Below are 15421 nucleotides of genomic sequence, written 5' to 3' on the forward strand. Positions count from 1 at the left end.
GACAATGGCGGATGACGCTGATGTTCATCTATGGCAGATGGCGACACGCATCATTCACCTAGGAATTCCTGGATACAACAATGGTTATGGGTATCGCTTCTATAATCCAGAAACTGGCGACATGGAAGAGTATGAGATGGATTCGGATTTATCCAAGAGCATCAGATACAAAGGTGAAACTGGTGATGTTCAACTCAATCTGAGAATCAACTCAACTGCTTGGAATAAACTTGATAGTTATTCAAGTGATGTCAAAGTCAGACAGTCAAAAGCACGTGTCTTCCAACGACTTGTTCTTGAACACAAACCACTAACGAAGGAACAGCGAGAGAAACAAAAACAGAGACGTAGAGAGCAGCAAGAGTATTACTCTGAATGGAAAGGAGTTGCAAATCAACCTGCTAAGAAACCCAAATTCAGAATCGATAACTATCAAATCATTCACGTCAAAGGCATTTCCAACGAGTTATGGGATGACGCTGAGTGGGAAGAATATGAGCGGTTGCAAGCGGATGTAGAGCAACGTATGCAAGAAAAACTCAATGGTGATTAATCGCCTATCACAATTGACGCTAGTTGCCTCTTAAACCTCAGTCATAGTCTTATTGGCGCACGTATGAGGGAGAGATCCCCCCCGTATACAGGGAGAAATAACCCTAAAACCAACACGACACAAAGTCAATGAGTCTCCAAGAGCGTAGCGATTGGACAGACGAATTGATTAACTAACTACTAATAAGAGGATTCAAAGAGACTGAATACTGATGAAACAGATGTCCCATGGATAGACATAATGTTCATCCTTATTCTACTACCCCTGAACCCTTTTAATTAATTAAATCAAAGTATTATCTATGGCATCTAACAACGGCTTGACTCTTAAAGACTACAACTGGATTAATAGCAAGTGTCGCTCCATCGCCAAACTAGAAGCGCATGGAGTTACAGATAAGTTTATTAGGAACGAACTATATGTGCTTGGTGTCTTTGCCTTCCGTCAGTTTCATAAGGCGGGAATGCCAGCAGATATGCTCCATCCTTCTTTGACTTATCAACCGCAACCCAAAGAGTTGGAAGCGGTTTAAACCAATACCTACCACCTCAATATGAATACCTTAATGCGTATTCAAGGATATGTGACTAATGCGCATGTCCTTGAGCCATACGCTAAACATTCCTACGACATCAAGCGATATGAATTGCTCTTGTGTCCGTCTGATTACACTCACTTTTACGACTTAGAGTATCGCATAGAGGAGTTAAAGCGTGAGTATGAACAGCAACAACCTTTCCATTCCTCACGCGACTCAAATCACGATACCCATCCTGCTCTTAAAGATAGAGTATTCGATGGTGATTGTCTAAAATTCGAGTCACTACACAGTCCAAGATTGGAAGGCGAGTTCTCATTGCTCGCCTATGATGATCAGTTGATTGGCAAGTTTGTCCAGGTTGTTGGACATATGCAAATACAAGAGCTAGGTAATTGTTTCTTGTCTTTCCATATCCTTGAACCAGCAGTTCATCCCGCTCATGGATGGGATGACTGACTTTATCGCTGGCATTGCACCAGCACTCGACTGAGTTGATACAGACGAAAAATTTGGTGGTGTTTGTTCGTCTCGATGGTTTGATTCCATCTTCAGTCATTGCCATCAGAACAGCGCATTCTGAATGGTGTTGAACGTAAGAGCGCGTTTCTAGAAATAACTACTAAAACAAATGCATAAAAATAAATATCAGAAGAGGAGAGGAATGCGTCCTTCAACTTCTGCTGCTTCAGCAACACAACAAGAACTTATCCAAGGACCAATTCAACAACCTTCTGGTTCTCAATTGTCTGATGATTTAGGTAGAGAGACAGCAAGACAACTAAGGGAGAATGCAAATCCCAATACAAGGTTTATTGATAAGCCAACACCAACTACAGATAGGAACCTTGTGGATCAAGCTGCAAAACGACAGCAATCAATGATTAGGGATGCTCAAAGACAAGCCTTTGGACAACCTCGTTTGTCTGTACCCACTAATCAATTCAACGCACCAAGGATTCCTCAATATGAAATGAAGCCAGTATTGAAGGGAGGTTCAGTACGTCTACAAGCAATACCAAGAGCGTCAATCATAACTGGTGTTGCTGGCATTGCAGCCGATATGCTTGTGCAACCAGTAGGTGATGTTATTAGTGACTATTTAATAAATCCATTGATTGGTGCTGTCTTAGGCAAGGACATCCCATCTGCTGAAGAACTTCGTCGTATCGAAACGATGAAGAAAGAGATTGAATTAAGAGATGCAGAGAATGAGCGTCTTTATCAACAGAAATTAAATGAAGCTCAATTACCAATTATTGAAGGTGAAGCACCGCTACCTCCTGTGCTCCCTGAGCGTGCTTCATATGCCTCTAGAGCAGCTCCAAGCCCATATCCGCATAGAAACAATGGTGAAGTTCATTTAGGCTCGTCACAGAGCCATCTCAGCGGAGCGTCTAAAACACATTCACGATCAGAAGTTGATCCCAATCGTGAATACAAGATTCAACGAGCTGCACTTGGAGACAATCCAACAAAAGAAGAAATGGATGCTGTTGTTGCTTATGGATTACAGCAGCATAGAAAGAATTTTCCGCATATGTATTCCAGCTAAACTTTCTTACGTAATGAATTGATTATTGGACAATATTTATCCGCAACAGCCCTTGCAGTTGGATCGTAATAAACGTCCATCCATCCTTTATTAATCAAGCCTTTTGCCTTATCACCTTTACGGTTATAAGTTCTATCTCGACAATCAAGCTCGTACTCAAACCATCTAGCTTGAATGCCACCAGACGTACCAGGTGTATAGCTAGGAGCTACATAGCCGCTTCGAGAGCAATTAGTAGAAGTTGATCCATAGCCATAGCTTGTAGAGGTACAGTTAACACTTCCTGCGCTGCCAGGATTGTACGAACCTGATGTTCCTTGGTATTCATTCTTGCTTCTACCCCAAAAACTCAAATATCTTCCATATGAACCCCTTATTTTCAATTGTCTGACTGAACTATTTCTATAGGTAAATCCATTCTGGACTTCAGTCTCGTCTTTTTCAAAGAATCTATTGGCATCTACCGAATTATTTATTGTTAATTCTTGGTTGCTATTTATTGGATTTTCAAACAGAGAGCTTCCCTCACTGACTTGTACAAAAACTGAACCGCAACCAGACATATCTTGTTTAGCGCATATGCCTGACGTTTTTAAACTTTTCTTTTCATTGGCTTTTCCCTCCTGTATTAATACGCATCCCGCATAATCCTTTGCTTCTATGCAAAGCTTATGAATCTTGGGATCAACCTCTGCAAAGGCTGGCAGTGAAACTGCAAGGAGCAATGGCGCTAATAGGATTTTCATTTTTGTTGATGAGTGTAGTTTTTTAGTCAATTACTATCCACTCCCGTTGAGCATCTATTATCTCATAGTCATCTATCACTTCGTCATCCTTGCAAAGAATTAACTCCATATCAATCTTGCTGAACTTATCCTGTTCGGTCTTTTCCTCCTCCCATAGTTTCATGATCTCCTCGTGAGATTCAGAAGACCATTGGGTTTCTGTCTCTCCAGTTGTTTTGTTAAGGATGATTGTATAGGTAGTCATTGCCTTTACTTAGAACCTTTGACACAATAATAGCTTTTATCCTTGCCATTGATTCCATCTATCGCTGTAGTCTTCCATCTCTTACCTTCCTTCTCGCACTGACTGATGTCTGGCATTGGGAAGGTTGAGTGAGCTGAAGATTTCACTCCTCGGACACTAGGTTCAATGTCCAATCATAAAGTATTCTCGGCTATGCAATAAATAGTTATCGAAGTAAATTATTCCATTGCTGTTGTCTCTGATATTGCTGTTGATTTCTATTGTAATTTTGCTGCTGGTTTAGCTGCTGCTGTTGTCGCCATTGTTGGGCTTGTAATCTTCTCAGGTCATCTCGTTGTCTTTGCTCTCGCTGTCGTCTATAAACATCTGCACCCTTATTTGAATATGGATATTGAGCGTTTGCTGCAATTGGCATTGAAATCGCTATCAATGCAAATACACAATTAAAAAGAAAGCGCAAAATTCAAAAAATAGACAATGCAGAACCTTAAGGCAATTTTTTTATTTTTCGAGTGATATTAGCTTCTGCAATGATTATGCGTTAATTGCATAAATTTTTATGATTATTGGTGGTTACCGTTTGTGGCGTTACTTGCAATGCACCTTTGAAGCACCCAAGACGCTTCTAAGTGCTGCTTTAAAGCGTTATTGGAGCAACTTCTCCTCCAAAGAAAGGATTCAACGCTTCTCAGGAGCACTCAGAGCACAACGACGAGCACCTAAAAAGTGACAGAAATTTTTGAATCGATTTACATATACCTTTCTGCATACAATATCCCCCATGCGTTACCCGTAGAAGCTCAAATAGATAGAGCGGTATTAATTAAGGCGACATTATGCCTGGCAAGTATTGCTTTGCTGGACTTCTTCACACAGAGATGCACTTTCTTGGCAACATTTGTATCACAGTGAACACTCTTAGCGAATTATTGGCTTTTTATCTGTTGAGGTAGAACCAGTATCACTTCAGCTTCTGTTGCTTTCGATAGACTGAAGTAGACAACAGTTACGTTGTTGAAGGGTGTTACCGAGGTGTTACCCATGAAAACAGAACCTCGACTAAGACCATGATTACTAGGTTCTTGGCTTACGTAGTATAATCGGCATTAATGCGAACGTACTGATCCGAAAGATCGCATCCCCAGGCGATTGCCTGACCTGCACCATCACCAAGAGACAGGCGAATCTGCACCGTGTCATCCACGAGATAGCCACCACAAGCGCGTTCACTGAGATAAGCCGCCGCTCTAGCCCGATCGAATGGCAACGGCTGTCCCTCTGACATCAGCTGATGGGGGCCAATCCAAAGAGCCACCGCACCGGCGTCAAACCCAACACCTGCACGACCCGCTGCCGCCACGATCCGTCCCCAGTTGGGATCCCTTCCGTGAACGGCCGTTTTGACCAACGATGAGCCACAAATGGTGCGCGCGATCTGTCGCGCCTCCGCCTCTGAATCGGTGCCCTCCACCTGCACTTCCATCAAGCAGGTGGCGCCCTCGCCATCCCGGGCAATCGAGCGAGCCAGATGCTGGGCCGCCATCGTGACCCCCTCCTCCAATGCCTCGAGCTGATCCTCTGGCAGTGGCTCTCCTGCCGCGAAGGCCAAGAAGGTGTCATTGGTGCTGGTGTCACCATCCACGGTGATGGAGTTAAACGAACGATTCACCGCCCGGCGCACCATGTCTTGCCACAGGTCACAGGGCACAGCGACATCACAGCTGAGATATCCGAGCATCGTGGCCATGTTGGGGTGAATCATCCCGGACCCCTTCGCCATCCCACCGATCCGCACCCGGCGCCCGCCCAACACAGCCTCCAAGGCGATCTGCTTCTCCACCAGATCCGTCGTCAGGATGGCCTGAGCAGCTGCACCACCACCATCAGGGGCTAAGGAGCTCACCAAGGGATCCACCGCGGCAAGAAGGGGATCGATCACGATCGGTTCACCGATCACCCCGGTCGAGCAAATCAAGACCTCGTCCTGAGATAAACCCAGACGATCTGCAACCGCTTCTGTGATCAGAAGGCTGTCGGCAAGACCCCGATCACCGGTACAGGCATTGGCCTGCCCAGAATTGGTCACCACGGCTCGCACGCGACCGGACGTCACTTGCAGACGATCCGCACAAAGATCCACGCAGGCGGCGCGGACAACGGATGTGGTGAAGGTGCCAGCACAGACCGCAGCCTCTGGTGCCAGCAAAAGGGAGAGATCAGGTTTCCTGGATGGCTTGAGACCTGCGCTTAATCCCGCCGCCTTGAAGCCGGAGGGAGCAGTGATTCCTCCGGAGATTGGAGACCAGGTCACAGATGGCGTCATTGATCAGGTTGCAAAACCAACCGAGCAGCTCTTTCTATGCTTTTTACGACGGCATCGCCCAGCTCTGAAAGAGACGGCAAGGTCATACTTTCAAGGGACGAACCCCTTTCCTTGAGTGAAAGACAACGCTGGGAAGGACGGCAACGGCGCATCGGCCTAACCGGTGGCATCGCCAGTGGAAAAAGCAGCGTGGGGCATTTTCTAGAACAACAGGGCATTGCCGTTCTTGATGCAGATCTCTATGCCCATGAAGCGTTGGCTCCGGGCACTCCGGCGACTCGTGCGGTGCTGGAGCGCTACGGCGTAAAAGTACAAAGCGAGCTCAGTGAAGGCCTTGACCGTGCGGCACTCGGCTCCATTGTGTTCAACGATCCACAAGAACGGACTTGGCTGGAATCTCAACTGCACCCGCTGGTGCGACAACGTTTCGACCAGGAGCTGCAGACGCATGTCGGCGAGAGTGTTGTGGCATTGATGATCCCTCTGCTGTTTGAAACTGGGTTGGAGAGTCTTTGTTCGGAAGTCTGGGTGGTGTACTGCTCGCCAACCCAGCAAAGACAACGACTCATCACCCGTAATCAGCTCTCTCTTGAGGAGGCCGAGCAACGCATCAGAGCCCAATGGCCTACGGATCGCAAGATTGAACTTGCTGACTCTGTCATTGAAAACAGGGGCTTTCCGCAGAGCTGGACGTCACAGGTCCGTGAGCTGCTTTATGCACCGCCGCAACTTGATTGATCCGATTCTTTCAACGGACAGCAAACTCCACGCAATGACCGAAGCAGCGGCAAACCCCAGGCAACAGGAGGTGCAGAGATAAAGACGAGCGATCGGCAGAGCATGAGCATCACGCGTGACGCCTCAGTCGGACCCTGTCACATCAGACGCCTTGACCAATCGACAAATAGCTCACTACGTTCCAAGGCTTTAATGCACCAGGTGGCCATGAAACGGTTGGCTAGCTCACTGGGATGGACAACGCTGCTATTCCTCACTGCGCAATCTGCACAGAGCGACCCAGTCGAATATCAATGTTTTGAGAGGAGCACGCGACGTCCGGTGGCGGCAAGCCTGGTCGACCTCAGCACGCCTGAGGTGAGCTGCGAGCCCACCACACTGAAAACCCCAAGCGTTGCAACCCCCGAGCTGGAGAGCAGCGCCAAACCTGACCGGCCTCCTGCAGATCCAGAGGTCAGCACCGGCCCCAGCCCTTACGCCGACATCACACCCGACCCAGAGTCCGTGAATCTGTTTGTCCGCGACAATCCTCTTTCGGCAAGACGTGCCCTGAATCTGGCCCGCGGTGCTGCAACTCGACGTAACGGGGGCCTTCGGGTCTATCGCCCGGGAACCTGCATGTATGGGAGTGCGACCAACAATCCTTGCCTCCTCCATGCAGGTCCAGAAGGCTTTGAATTCAAAATTCCTGGCGGTACACCCGGCTGGGAACAGGCCGGAGATCCTCCAGCCCTGACAACGCGGATTCTGATCGCAGCCGATGGCCGCTCATTAATGCAGAGCGACCAATCAGAAGCCGCTATCCCTTGAGTTTCATGCTGAGGATCTGATTGGCCAATTTGGGATCAGCTTTACCGCCAGTTTTCTTCATCAGCTGCCCCACAAAGAAGCCCTGCAGTTTATTTTTTCCACCACGGAATGCCTCTACCTCATCAGGATGAGCAGCCAGCAGCTCTTCCACGATCGCAGTGATGGCCGCAGGATCGCTGATCATCCCCAGTCCACGTTCATCCACAATCGCTTTAGGAGAACCACCCTTCTCAAGAAGCTCGGGGAGAATCTCCTTGGCGATCTTGCCGCTGATCTTGCCGCCATCAATCAGCTTGACCATCTCGGCGAGCTGTTCAGGGCGAAAGGCCAAGGCATCGAAGTTCAGGCGATTGCTGTTGACGTAAGCGGCAATATCACCCGTAATCCAATTCGCTGACAACTTGGCGTCTGCGCCGGCGGCCACAACGGTTTCGAAATACTGCGCCATCGAACGTTCGTCGGTCAGCACGCGCGCGTCGTACTGAGACAGCCCAAGGGCATCGGCATAACGATGGCGCTTAGCCGATGGCAGCTCCGGCAGTTCACTCCTCCAGGCTTCGCGCTGATCAACGCTCACCTCAATTGGACCAAGATCCGGATCGGGGAAATAGCGGTAATCGCTTGCTCCCTCCTTGCTGCGCATGCTCTTGGTGAGCTGTTTGCTCTCATCCCAAAGACGCGTTTCCTGAACGATCAGCTCACCACTTTCATAAGCCTTGATCTGCCGCTGAATCTCGTATTCGCAAGCCTTCTGAATAGCAGAAAACGAGTTCATATTCTTGATCTCCACCTTCGTGCCAAAGGGAGCATCAGGGCCCCGACGCACGGAGATATTGACGTCGCAGCGAAGGGAGCCCTCCTGCATGTTTCCATCGCTCACACCCAGATAGCGCATGATCCGGCGGATCTCAGAGGCGTATTCCGCCGCTTCCCGACCGTTGCGCAAATCGGGCTTGCTCACGATCTCGGCGAGGGCTACGCCCGCTCGGTTGTAGTCCACGAGCGAATGCGTCGAGCCCGCCAGGCGATCGCTTCCTGCGTGCACCAACTTGCCAGCATCCTCCTCCATGTGCAGGCGCTCGATTCCGATCTTTTTCAGGTAGGTGTCTTTACCTTTCTCTGCAACTTCCACCTCGATCCAGCCCTCTTCTGCAATCGGCTCATCGAATTGAGAAATCTGGTAGTTCTTCGGCAGATCTGGATAGAAATATTGCTTGCGATCGAATTTGCTGTGTTCGGCAATGTTGAGATTCAGCGCCATCGCCGCCTTAACGGCGTACTCGAGCACCTTTTGATTCAAAACCGGAAGCGTGCCTGGCAGTCCACACACCACGGGATCGATATGGGTGTTGGGGTCATCCCCGTAGGCCGTGGAAGCGGACGTGAAAATCTTGCTGTTGGTACCCAGCTGCACGTGGGTCTCCAAACCGATCACGGCTTCCCAGGCCAGTTCCGTTGCTACAGGTGCTGCCATCAGCTGTGAGCGTCGTCAAAGCAAAACAATTCTATGGCGTGACAGCAATCAGCAGGTTGGGAGGCTGCAGCAAGTCATTCCGACCTCCCATACAGCAACGCTTCACAACTTCGTTAAAAGAAGCATCACCCAAATGAAAAAGATCAGCGGCAAAAGCGATAACGTAAGTCATCACTGAACCAATAAAATGTATCTCGACTGCCCAACACCGCCGATCCCTATCGAAAGATCGTACAGGGCAGATGATAGCCATAAAAATATTCTAAACATCACTGTCTTCGGCGACAGCATGAGCGATTTTGGCTCAAGATCGGCCGCCATGTACAAACAGGTTCTCTATCCCAACGCCCGTCCTGGATGGAGCGGCAAAACGTTTAACTATTCGAACAATAACTGGCAAACCTTCTTACGCCAATCCATTGGCACATCCACGCAGAACAAGTTTTGTTCAGACATTACCAATCGCTTCATCGGGGGAGGTCCAAGCCCAATCACCGCAACCGACGAGAACCCCTCCTATGCACTTGGCGGCGCCCTGACTGGCCGAAAGACGATCTTTGATGTTTTGAATGCTTTTGGACAGTTCCCAACAGAGCTCCTTAAGCCTCCTTATGCCGTCAGCCAACTAGGGATACGCTCACAGATTGAGCATTTTTTCCAACGCGATCGCCGCGATCTTTCTGCCCAACTCACTGTGATATGGGGCGGAGGAAATGACATCCTGGCGACGGTACTGCAACAACAGAATCTCAACACCGCTTTTGAGCAGATTCTGAACAACAGCAAAGCCAATCTGATCACCTTGCTGCGCAATAGCAATGCAAAAACTGTTTTAATCTCTAGTGGGGCCCCGATCATTGGCAGCGTGGATGGGGTGAACTATGTCCTGCCCTACATCAGAGATCTTCCACAGAGCTGGCAGGAGCAAATTCAGTCTGGCGCCAACTCGATCCTACACATCAAAACCCAACAGATAGCAAACGAAATCACAAAAATGTTCCCCTATGCAACGATTATTTCCTTCAATAACGAATACGAATACAACTGGAAGCGTTTTGGTGACAAACTCGGAAACTTCAAACAATATGGCATTATCAATACAACTGATGCTGCACAAGAAGAAGCTCAGCTTGACCAGAAAGACGGAATTCTATACAATCTGCCTACAGTTGCTGCAGAGAATCAGACATCCCACCGGAAACAAACCGAAGCTGGTTTTCTCTACTTTGACTCATTACATCCGACCGAAGCCGGCCACAGAATGCTTGCGAAAGCAATCGAGCTCACACTTGCGGAGCATCAGGCAGCAATCGAATCATCATTAACACAAACAATCACCTCTGCAGAAAACTTTATTTATACTGGAACATCAGGCAACGATTTCATCACTTCATCTCCCGATGGCAGCACACTTCATGGTGCAGAGGGGAATGACATTCTTCAAGGTCAAGCCGGAGATGATGATCTCAAGGGTGGGCTTGGCAACGACAAACTTGATGGCAAGGGCGGAAGCAATCGCTTGCAAGGAGGACTTGGTGCAGACGTGTTTGTCATCAGCCTCAAAGGGCTGATCGATGGCCCGCAGATCATTGAAGATTTCAACAGTGGGGAAGGAGACAGAATTCTGCTTTCACCTGTTCTAAGTGAACTAATGGGAGACCCCTTTCTTGTTCCCACAGCTGCCCAATGGGAACAAGCTGTTAAAATCGGGCACACCAAAGATGGAAATCTGAGGCTTGAGATACCTCTAAGCCCAATCAGCGAACGGACTGGAATCATGATCCTGAACAACATCAAGGCCTTGAAGTTCAATTCTCTGTCCTGACCGACAGCTGAGGCTTAGGGAGAGATACGAGCAGCACATCAGACATCATCCTGAGACAACACGACGGGAAATAACAGTCCGGAACCCGACATGAAGGCAGGCAGCAACACTTTCAATAATCAAATTTTAATCCTCGGCGGAGGACTCATGGGCCTCGCCATCGCCCATCAGCTAGCCCGGCGCGGCCGTTGCGTCACCGTTCTGAGCAGGCGACGCAACGAGGCAGCTGGCTTCGTGGCTGCAGGAATGCTGGCTCCCCATGCCGAAGGATTGCATGGCGATCTCTTGCAACTTGGCCAGCTGAGCCTGGAGCGCATTCCCCGCTGGGTGGCGCAGATTGAAGCCGACAGTGGACTTCCCTGCGGGCTGCGCGCCACGGGGATTGTGGTGCCCTTTCTTGATGCAAAAGAACGAGATTGTTATCCGACGGCCGCTTTTGGCGAAGCCCTGAATCGAGAACGGCTTGAACAACTGCTACCGGGTATCGCACCGGCCTGGCAGGCCGGCCTGCTCTTTGACCAAGACGGGCAAATTGACAATCGCCGTCAACTCATGCGCTCCTTAGAAAGTGCCTGCGTTGACAGGGGCGTGAATTTCCAGGAAGGAGTGGAGGTTCTCGACGTCCTGCAACGAGATGGTCGCCTCAAGGGTGTGCAAACCCGTGATTCCGAAGGCCAGGTCGCCACTCTGGAATGCACGACAGCCGTTCTGTGCAGCGGGGCCTGGAGTGCTCAACTTCTTCCTGAATTGCCGGTCTTCCCAGTGAAGGGGCAGATGGTGTCACTACAAACCCCTCGCGGCGCCCTCAAACACGTCATTTTCGGCCCGGGCACGTATCTCGTCCCTCGCGAGGATGGTCTCGTGGTTGTAGGGGCCACCTCAGAGCCAGAAGCCGGCTTCAAGGAAGGGTTAACGCCTCAAGGGCAGCAACATCTCAACAAGGGGATCGCGGCCCTGCTTCCGGAAGCAGTGAACTGGCCGCCCATGGAACGTTGGTGGGGTTTTCGTCCCTGCACTCCTGATGAAGGTCCTTTACTGGGAGAAGGGCCCATCCAAGGACTATGGCTGGCCTGCGGCCATCACCGCAATGGCGTTTTGCTAGCAGCAATCACAGCGGAATTGTTGGCTGGCGCCATCACCAACCAAACGTCCAGTCCCGATACATCAAAGCTTTTTAATGCCTTTCGCTGGAACCGTTTTCAGTGATCCAGAGTGATCAAAACATCCCCCCAGGAGGTCTTCCCGAGGGGATATCAAGCCAAAAAGGCCTATCAACTTCTAAGGATCAACCTTCGACGCGCCAGGCTTGATCGGACGGAGTCCAATCGCTCAATTCAGAGGGTTGAAACCAAAGCCCAATTTCAAACTGAGCCGTTTCTGCTGCATCAGAACCGTGAATCACATTGCGGCCGATGTTGACGGCCAAATCGCCACGGATGGTGCCGGGCTCAGCCTCCAAAGGCTTCGTGGCACCGATCATTTTGCGCGCGCTGGTGATCACACCATCGCCCTCCCACACCATGGCCACCACAGGGCCTGAGGTGATGAAGTCCACCAAACCAGCAAAGAAAGGGCGCTCTTTGTGTACGCCATAGTGCTGTTCAGCCAGCTCACGGCTTGGGGTGAGCTGCTTTAGGCCCACCAGCTTGAAGCCCTTTCGCTCAAAGCGACCCAGGATCTCGCCCACAAGACCGCGTTGAACGCCGTCGGGCTTGATGGCAATAAAAGAGCGTTCGGCAGCCATAAAATTGAAAAAACAGTCGTCATCGTCAACGCCAGATGCCCTAATTGGCAAGCGCAAGACTGGCAATGGGGTTGAAGCTCCTTAGATTTCCCCCATCTGATTGATCTCCGTTCCCATGGTGCTCGCCGATTCCATCACCTGGACGGGGAGCGATAGCGCCCAGCTTTATGGGCTGGAGCGCTGGGGTGATCCTTATTTCTCGATCAACCCACGTGGACATGTCAGTGTGCAGCCACGCGGAGACCGTGGCGGAAGCCTTGATCTGATGGAGCTGGTAGCTGGCCTGCAGGACCGCAGCCTTGGACTCCCCCTCCTGATCCGCTTCGACGACATCCTTGAAGACAGGCTGGAACGCCTGCACGCTGCATTTGAACGGGCGGTTACTCGCTACGACTACGAGGGCCGCTACCAAGGCGTCTTCCCCGTGAAGTGCAACCAACAGCGTCACGTGGTGGAAGAGCTGGTGACCTGCGGGAGGCGCTGGCATTTCGGTTTAGAGGCAGGCAGCAAAGCCGAACTCCTGATCGCTCTCTCTTTGATGGACGATCCTGAAGCCCTTCTGATCTGCAACGGCTACAAAGATCAGCGCTACATCGAAACGGCCATTTTGGCCAGAAGGCTCGGCCGAAGGCCCGTTGTGGTGATCGAACAACCCGACGAAGTGCAGCGCATCATCGATGCCAGCCAGGAGCTGGGAGCCGCACCGCTGATCGGCATTCGTGCGCGTCTCTCCAGCCGAAGCACCGGACGTTGGGGTAGCTCCGTGGGAGACAAGGCAAAATTTGGGCTACCCGCTCCCGAAATCATCAGCGCCGTTGAGGCCCTGCGCGACGCCAACCTGCTCAGCGAGCTGCGCCTTCTGCATTTCCATGTCGGCAGCCAAATCAACGACATCGCCGTAGTAAAAGATGCATTGCAGGAGGCCTCTCGTCTGTATGTGGAGCTTCATGCCCTTGGAGGCCCGATGGGCTACTTGGATGTAGGCGGTGGTCTCGGAATCGACTACGACGGCAGTCGCACCGCCACGGCAGCCTCAACAAACTATTCCCTGCAGAACTACGCCAACGACGTTGTCGCAACGGTGAAAGAGGGGTGCGAACCCAACAATGTTCCCGTACCAACGCTCGTCAGCGAAAGCGGTCGAGCGATTGCGAGCCATTTCTCAGTGCTGGTGTTCAACGTTCTGGGTAGCGGTGGGCTGCAGCAACCGGTACCGCCGGTTGAAGAGAATGAACCCCTGATCGTTCGCAATCTGCGTGAAACCTTTCAAGGCATCCAAGCCTTACCCACCGAAACTCCTGTTGACCCATCTCGCCTGCAGGAAGCCTGGAACGATGCTCTCAAATTCAAAGAGGATGCCTTGGCCGCCTTCCGGCTCGGCTACTTGAGTTTGAAAGAGCGCAGCATGGCGGAACAACTCACCTGGGCATGCGCCAGGGCCTTGCTCGACCGCCTGTCCGATCAAGCCAAACTGCCCGACGACCTCAAAACCCTTCCGGCTGTCTTAGCGGAAACCTATTACGCCAATCTTTCGATCTTCCGCTCCGCACCAGACACCTGGGCCATCCAGCAACTCTTCCCACTGATGCCTCTGCATCGTCTCAACGAACAACCCACACGGCTCGGGCATTTCGCCGATTTAACCTGCGATTCCGATGGCAAGCTGAACCGTTTCATCAACGACGGCCAAAACAAACCCCTGCTCGAGCTTCATCCCCTAAAGCCAAGTGAGCCCTATCTGATCGGAATGTTTCTCGGTGGTGCCTATCAAGAGGTGATGGGCAACCTGCACAACTTGTTCGGCAGCACTGATGCCGCTCACATTCGGCTAGCCCCAGGAGGCGACTACCAAGTCGATCATGTCGTGCGTGGCGACACCAACGCCGACGTGCTGGAAATGATGGAACATGACCCAGTTCAACTCCTCGAACGACTGCGGATGGCCAGTGAGAAAGCAATCAGCAGCGGCACATTACGCATCCATGAATCCAGACGATTGATGGATCACCTGGAAATCAGTCTGCGCCAGAGCACCTATTTACAAAGCTAAATCAATCCGCACTCCATTCCATCAATGTGCAGATGTTTCATCGCATTTCGCTTCGATCACATTCCCTGAGGCCATCGTCAAAGAGAGACTGGCTAGGCAAACTGGATCATCCACACATTTGAAATGCACCTCAAATTGCGCGAGCGTCTGCAAAATTTGAAAATGGTGGCCGCTTTAGCCAGCTTTCTTAAAACCCCAGGGTCCTTAGACAGCGTTTTTGCTGTAGCAGACAGTGTTAAAGACGGTCCTCTTGGGGAACAAGCCCTTCGCCACCTTCTCTCTGACAGACACTTCAAAGCCCTTGTTGATGAAGAGTGGAGACCGGACCGAATTGATCTGCAAAATCTACAAACCCTGCCGGAGGGCAGCCTCGGACGTTGCTATGCCGATCAACTCATCAGCCAAGGCATCACTCCCGACACCTTGATCGATCCAACACCAGTCACCAATGCCAATGAATTCGTTGTTCACAGGGTCAGGGAAACCCACGACATCGTTCATGTACTGACCGGTTTTGGCCTTGATGGTGATAGTGAAATAGGCCTTCAGGGCTTCAACCTCGCTCAGAATCGATCCCCAGTGGCGGTGATGCTCATTTTTGGGGCGATGCTCAGCAGCCTTCAAAACGATGAACCACTTGAGCCACTACTCCGCGCACTGGCCCACGGATTTCAGATGGGCCTGAATGCAGATCTGGTGATCGGCCGCAAGCTGGAGGAGGGCTGGGAACGTCCACTCAACGACTGGCGTGAAGAGCTGAAATTACCCGTAGACAACCACGCATGAACCGTGAGAAACAACTGTATTCAACTTGTTAACTT

Annotated in this window: 16 protein-coding genes; 10 read left to right on the top strand and 6 right to left on the bottom strand. The window is 50.8% G+C overall.

Annotation, left to right across the window (positions count from 1 at the left end; all coding sequences use genetic code 11):
• Positions 1 to 4 precede the first annotated feature (4 nt).
• The 4 genes from SynROS8604_RS14640 to SynROS8604_RS14655 all read left to right on the top strand — a co-directional run bounded on the left by SynROS8604_RS14640 (position 5) and on the right by SynROS8604_RS14655 (position 2646).
• A complete protein-coding gene (locus tag SynROS8604_RS14640) occupies positions 5 to 553 on the top strand; it encodes a hypothetical protein (protein WP_186544529.1) in 549 nt (182 codons plus the stop codon).
• A gap of 301 nt (positions 554 to 854) precedes the next feature.
• A complete protein-coding gene (locus SynROS8604_RS14645) occupies positions 855 to 1085 on the top strand; it encodes a hypothetical protein (protein WP_186544530.1) in 231 nt (76 codons plus the stop codon).
• A gap of 33 nt (positions 1086 to 1118) precedes the next feature.
• Positions 1119 to 1550 (top strand): hypothetical protein, encoded by a 432-nt coding sequence (locus SynROS8604_RS14650; RefSeq protein WP_222930116.1) that lies wholly within the window; start codon positions 1119 to 1121, stop codon positions 1548 to 1550.
• Positions 1551 to 1755: 205 nt separating this feature from the next.
• A complete protein-coding gene (locus SynROS8604_RS14655; protein ID WP_186544532.1) occupies positions 1756 to 2646 on the top strand; it encodes a hypothetical protein in 891 nt (296 codons plus the stop codon).
• On the opposite strand, the gene SynROS8604_RS14660 is transcribed toward SynROS8604_RS14655, so the two are convergent.
• The 3 genes from SynROS8604_RS14660 to argJ all read right to left on the bottom strand — a co-directional run bounded on the left by SynROS8604_RS14660 (position 2643) and on the right by argJ (position 5959).
• On the bottom strand, positions 2643 to 3422 hold the full coding sequence (locus tag SynROS8604_RS14660; protein ID WP_186544533.1) for a hypothetical protein: 780 nt from the start codon (positions 3420 to 3422) through the stop codon (positions 2643 to 2645). The genes SynROS8604_RS14655 and SynROS8604_RS14660 overlap by 4 nt on opposite strands.
• A complete protein-coding gene (locus tag SynROS8604_RS14665) occupies positions 3415 to 3636 on the bottom strand; it encodes a hypothetical protein (protein ID WP_186544534.1) in 222 nt (73 codons plus the stop codon). The genes SynROS8604_RS14660 and SynROS8604_RS14665 overlap by 8 nt, the downstream gene beginning before the upstream one ends.
• A 1087-nt stretch (positions 3637 to 4723) precedes the next feature.
• On the bottom strand, positions 4724 to 5959 hold the full coding sequence (argJ, locus tag SynROS8604_RS14670) for a bifunctional glutamate N-acetyltransferase/amino-acid acetyltransferase ArgJ (protein ID WP_186544535.1): 1236 nt from the start codon (positions 5957 to 5959) through the stop codon (positions 4724 to 4726).
• 111 nt (positions 5960 to 6070) lie between these two features.
• Between argJ and coaE the strand changes: the two genes are divergently transcribed.
• Together coaE and SynROS8604_RS14680 are read left to right on the top strand one after the other, a co-directional pair.
• Positions 6071 to 6697 (top strand): dephospho-CoA kinase, encoded by a 627-nt coding sequence (gene coaE / locus SynROS8604_RS14675; protein WP_186544536.1) that lies wholly within the window; start codon positions 6071 to 6073, stop codon positions 6695 to 6697.
• Positions 6698 to 6904: 207 nt separating this feature from the next.
• Positions 6905 to 7507, top strand: a complete 603-nt coding sequence (locus SynROS8604_RS14680) for a hypothetical protein (RefSeq protein WP_255445097.1) — start codon at positions 6905 to 6907, stop codon at positions 7505 to 7507.
• Here the strand turns inward: SynROS8604_RS14680 and gatB are convergent.
• Positions 7497 to 8981 (bottom strand): Asp-tRNA(Asn)/Glu-tRNA(Gln) amidotransferase subunit GatB, encoded by a 1485-nt coding sequence (gene gatB, locus SynROS8604_RS14685; RefSeq protein WP_186544538.1) that lies wholly within the window; start codon positions 8979 to 8981, stop codon positions 7497 to 7499. The genes SynROS8604_RS14680 and gatB overlap by 11 nt on opposite strands.
• Positions 8982 to 9012: 31 nt before the next feature.
• Positions 9013 to 9153 carry a hypothetical protein gene (locus SynROS8604_RS15540; protein ID WP_222930117.1) on the bottom strand — a complete coding sequence of 47 codons (141 nt, stop codon included), beginning with the start codon at positions 9151 to 9153 and terminating at the stop codon, positions 9013 to 9015.
• 15 nt (positions 9154 to 9168) lie between these two features.
• On the opposite strand from SynROS8604_RS15540, the gene SynROS8604_RS14690 reads away from it, so the two are divergent.
• A complete protein-coding gene (locus SynROS8604_RS14690) occupies positions 9169 to 10806 on the top strand; it encodes an SGNH/GDSL hydrolase family protein (protein ID WP_255445098.1) in 1638 nt (545 codons plus the stop codon).
• A gap of 147 nt (positions 10807 to 10953) precedes the next feature.
• A complete protein-coding gene (locus SynROS8604_RS14695) occupies positions 10954 to 12012 on the top strand; it encodes an FAD-dependent oxidoreductase (RefSeq protein ID WP_370586527.1) in 1059 nt (352 codons plus the stop codon).
• Positions 12013 to 12091: 79 nt separating this feature from the next.
• Here the strand turns inward: SynROS8604_RS14695 and ndk are convergent, their stop codons facing one another.
• Complete coding sequence (ndk, locus tag SynROS8604_RS14700; protein WP_186544541.1) at positions 12092 to 12550, bottom strand: nucleoside-diphosphate kinase; 459 nt, start codon at positions 12548 to 12550, stop codon at positions 12092 to 12094.
• A gap of 115 nt (positions 12551 to 12665) precedes the next feature.
• On the opposite strand from ndk, the gene speA reads away from it, so the two are divergent.
• Both speA and SynROS8604_RS14710 read left to right on the top strand, forming a co-directional pair.
• Entirely contained in the window at positions 12666 to 14600 is a 1935-nt protein-coding gene (gene speA, locus SynROS8604_RS14705) for a biosynthetic arginine decarboxylase (protein ID WP_186546047.1), read from the top strand.
• 123 nt (positions 14601 to 14723) lie between these two features.
• Complete coding sequence (locus SynROS8604_RS14710; protein WP_186544542.1) at positions 14724 to 15386, top strand: Coq4 family protein; 663 nt, start codon at positions 14724 to 14726, stop codon at positions 15384 to 15386.
• Positions 15387 to 15421 lie beyond the last annotated feature (35 nt).

The sequence above is a fragment of the Synechococcus sp. ROS8604 genome (assembly GCF_014279655.1).
Taxonomy (GTDB): Bacteria; Cyanobacteriota; Cyanobacteriia; order PCC-6307; family Cyanobiaceae; genus Synechococcus_C.

Coding starts and splice junctions, on each gene's coding strand:
- SynROS8604_RS14640 (WP_186544529.1), top strand. CDS start 5: ATGGCGGATGACGCTGATGTTCATCTATGGCAGATGGCGACACGCATC.
- SynROS8604_RS14645 (WP_186544530.1), top strand. CDS start 855: ATGGCATCTAACAACGGCTTGACTCTTAAAGACTACAACTGGATTAAT.
- SynROS8604_RS14650 (WP_222930116.1), top strand. CDS start 1,119: ATGCGTATTCAAGGATATGTGACTAATGCGCATGTCCTTGAGCCATAC.
- SynROS8604_RS14655 (WP_186544532.1), top strand. CDS start 1,756: ATGCGTCCTTCAACTTCTGCTGCTTCAGCAACACAACAAGAACTTATC.
- SynROS8604_RS14665 (WP_186544534.1), bottom strand. CDS start 3,636: ATGACTACCTATACAATCATCCTTAACAAAACAACTGGAGAGACAGAA.
- argJ (WP_186544535.1), bottom strand. CDS start 5,959: ATGACGCCATCTGTGACCTGGTCTCCAATCTCCGGAGGAATCACTGCT.
- SynROS8604_RS14680 (WP_255445097.1), top strand. CDS start 6,905: ATGAAACGGTTGGCTAGCTCACTGGGATGGACAACGCTGCTATTCCTC.
- gatB (WP_186544538.1), bottom strand. CDS start 8,981: ATGGCAGCACCTGTAGCAACGGAACTGGCCTGGGAAGCCGTGATCGGT.
- SynROS8604_RS15540 (WP_222930117.1), bottom strand. CDS start 9,153: ATGACTTACGTTATCGCTTTTGCCGCTGATCTTTTTCATTTGGGTGAT.
- SynROS8604_RS14690 (WP_255445098.1), top strand. CDS start 9,169: ATGTATCTCGACTGCCCAACACCGCCGATCCCTATCGAAAGATCGTAC.
- SynROS8604_RS14695 (WP_370586527.1), top strand. CDS start 10,954: ATGGGCCTCGCCATCGCCCATCAGCTAGCCCGGCGCGGCCGTTGCGTC.
- ndk (WP_186544541.1), bottom strand. CDS start 12,550: ATGGCTGCCGAACGCTCTTTTATTGCCATCAAGCCCGACGGCGTTCAA.
- speA (WP_186546047.1), top strand. CDS start 12,666: ATGGTGCTCGCCGATTCCATCACCTGGACGGGGAGCGATAGCGCCCAG.
- SynROS8604_RS14710 (WP_186544542.1), top strand. CDS start 14,724: ATGCACCTCAAATTGCGCGAGCGTCTGCAAAATTTGAAAATGGTGGCC.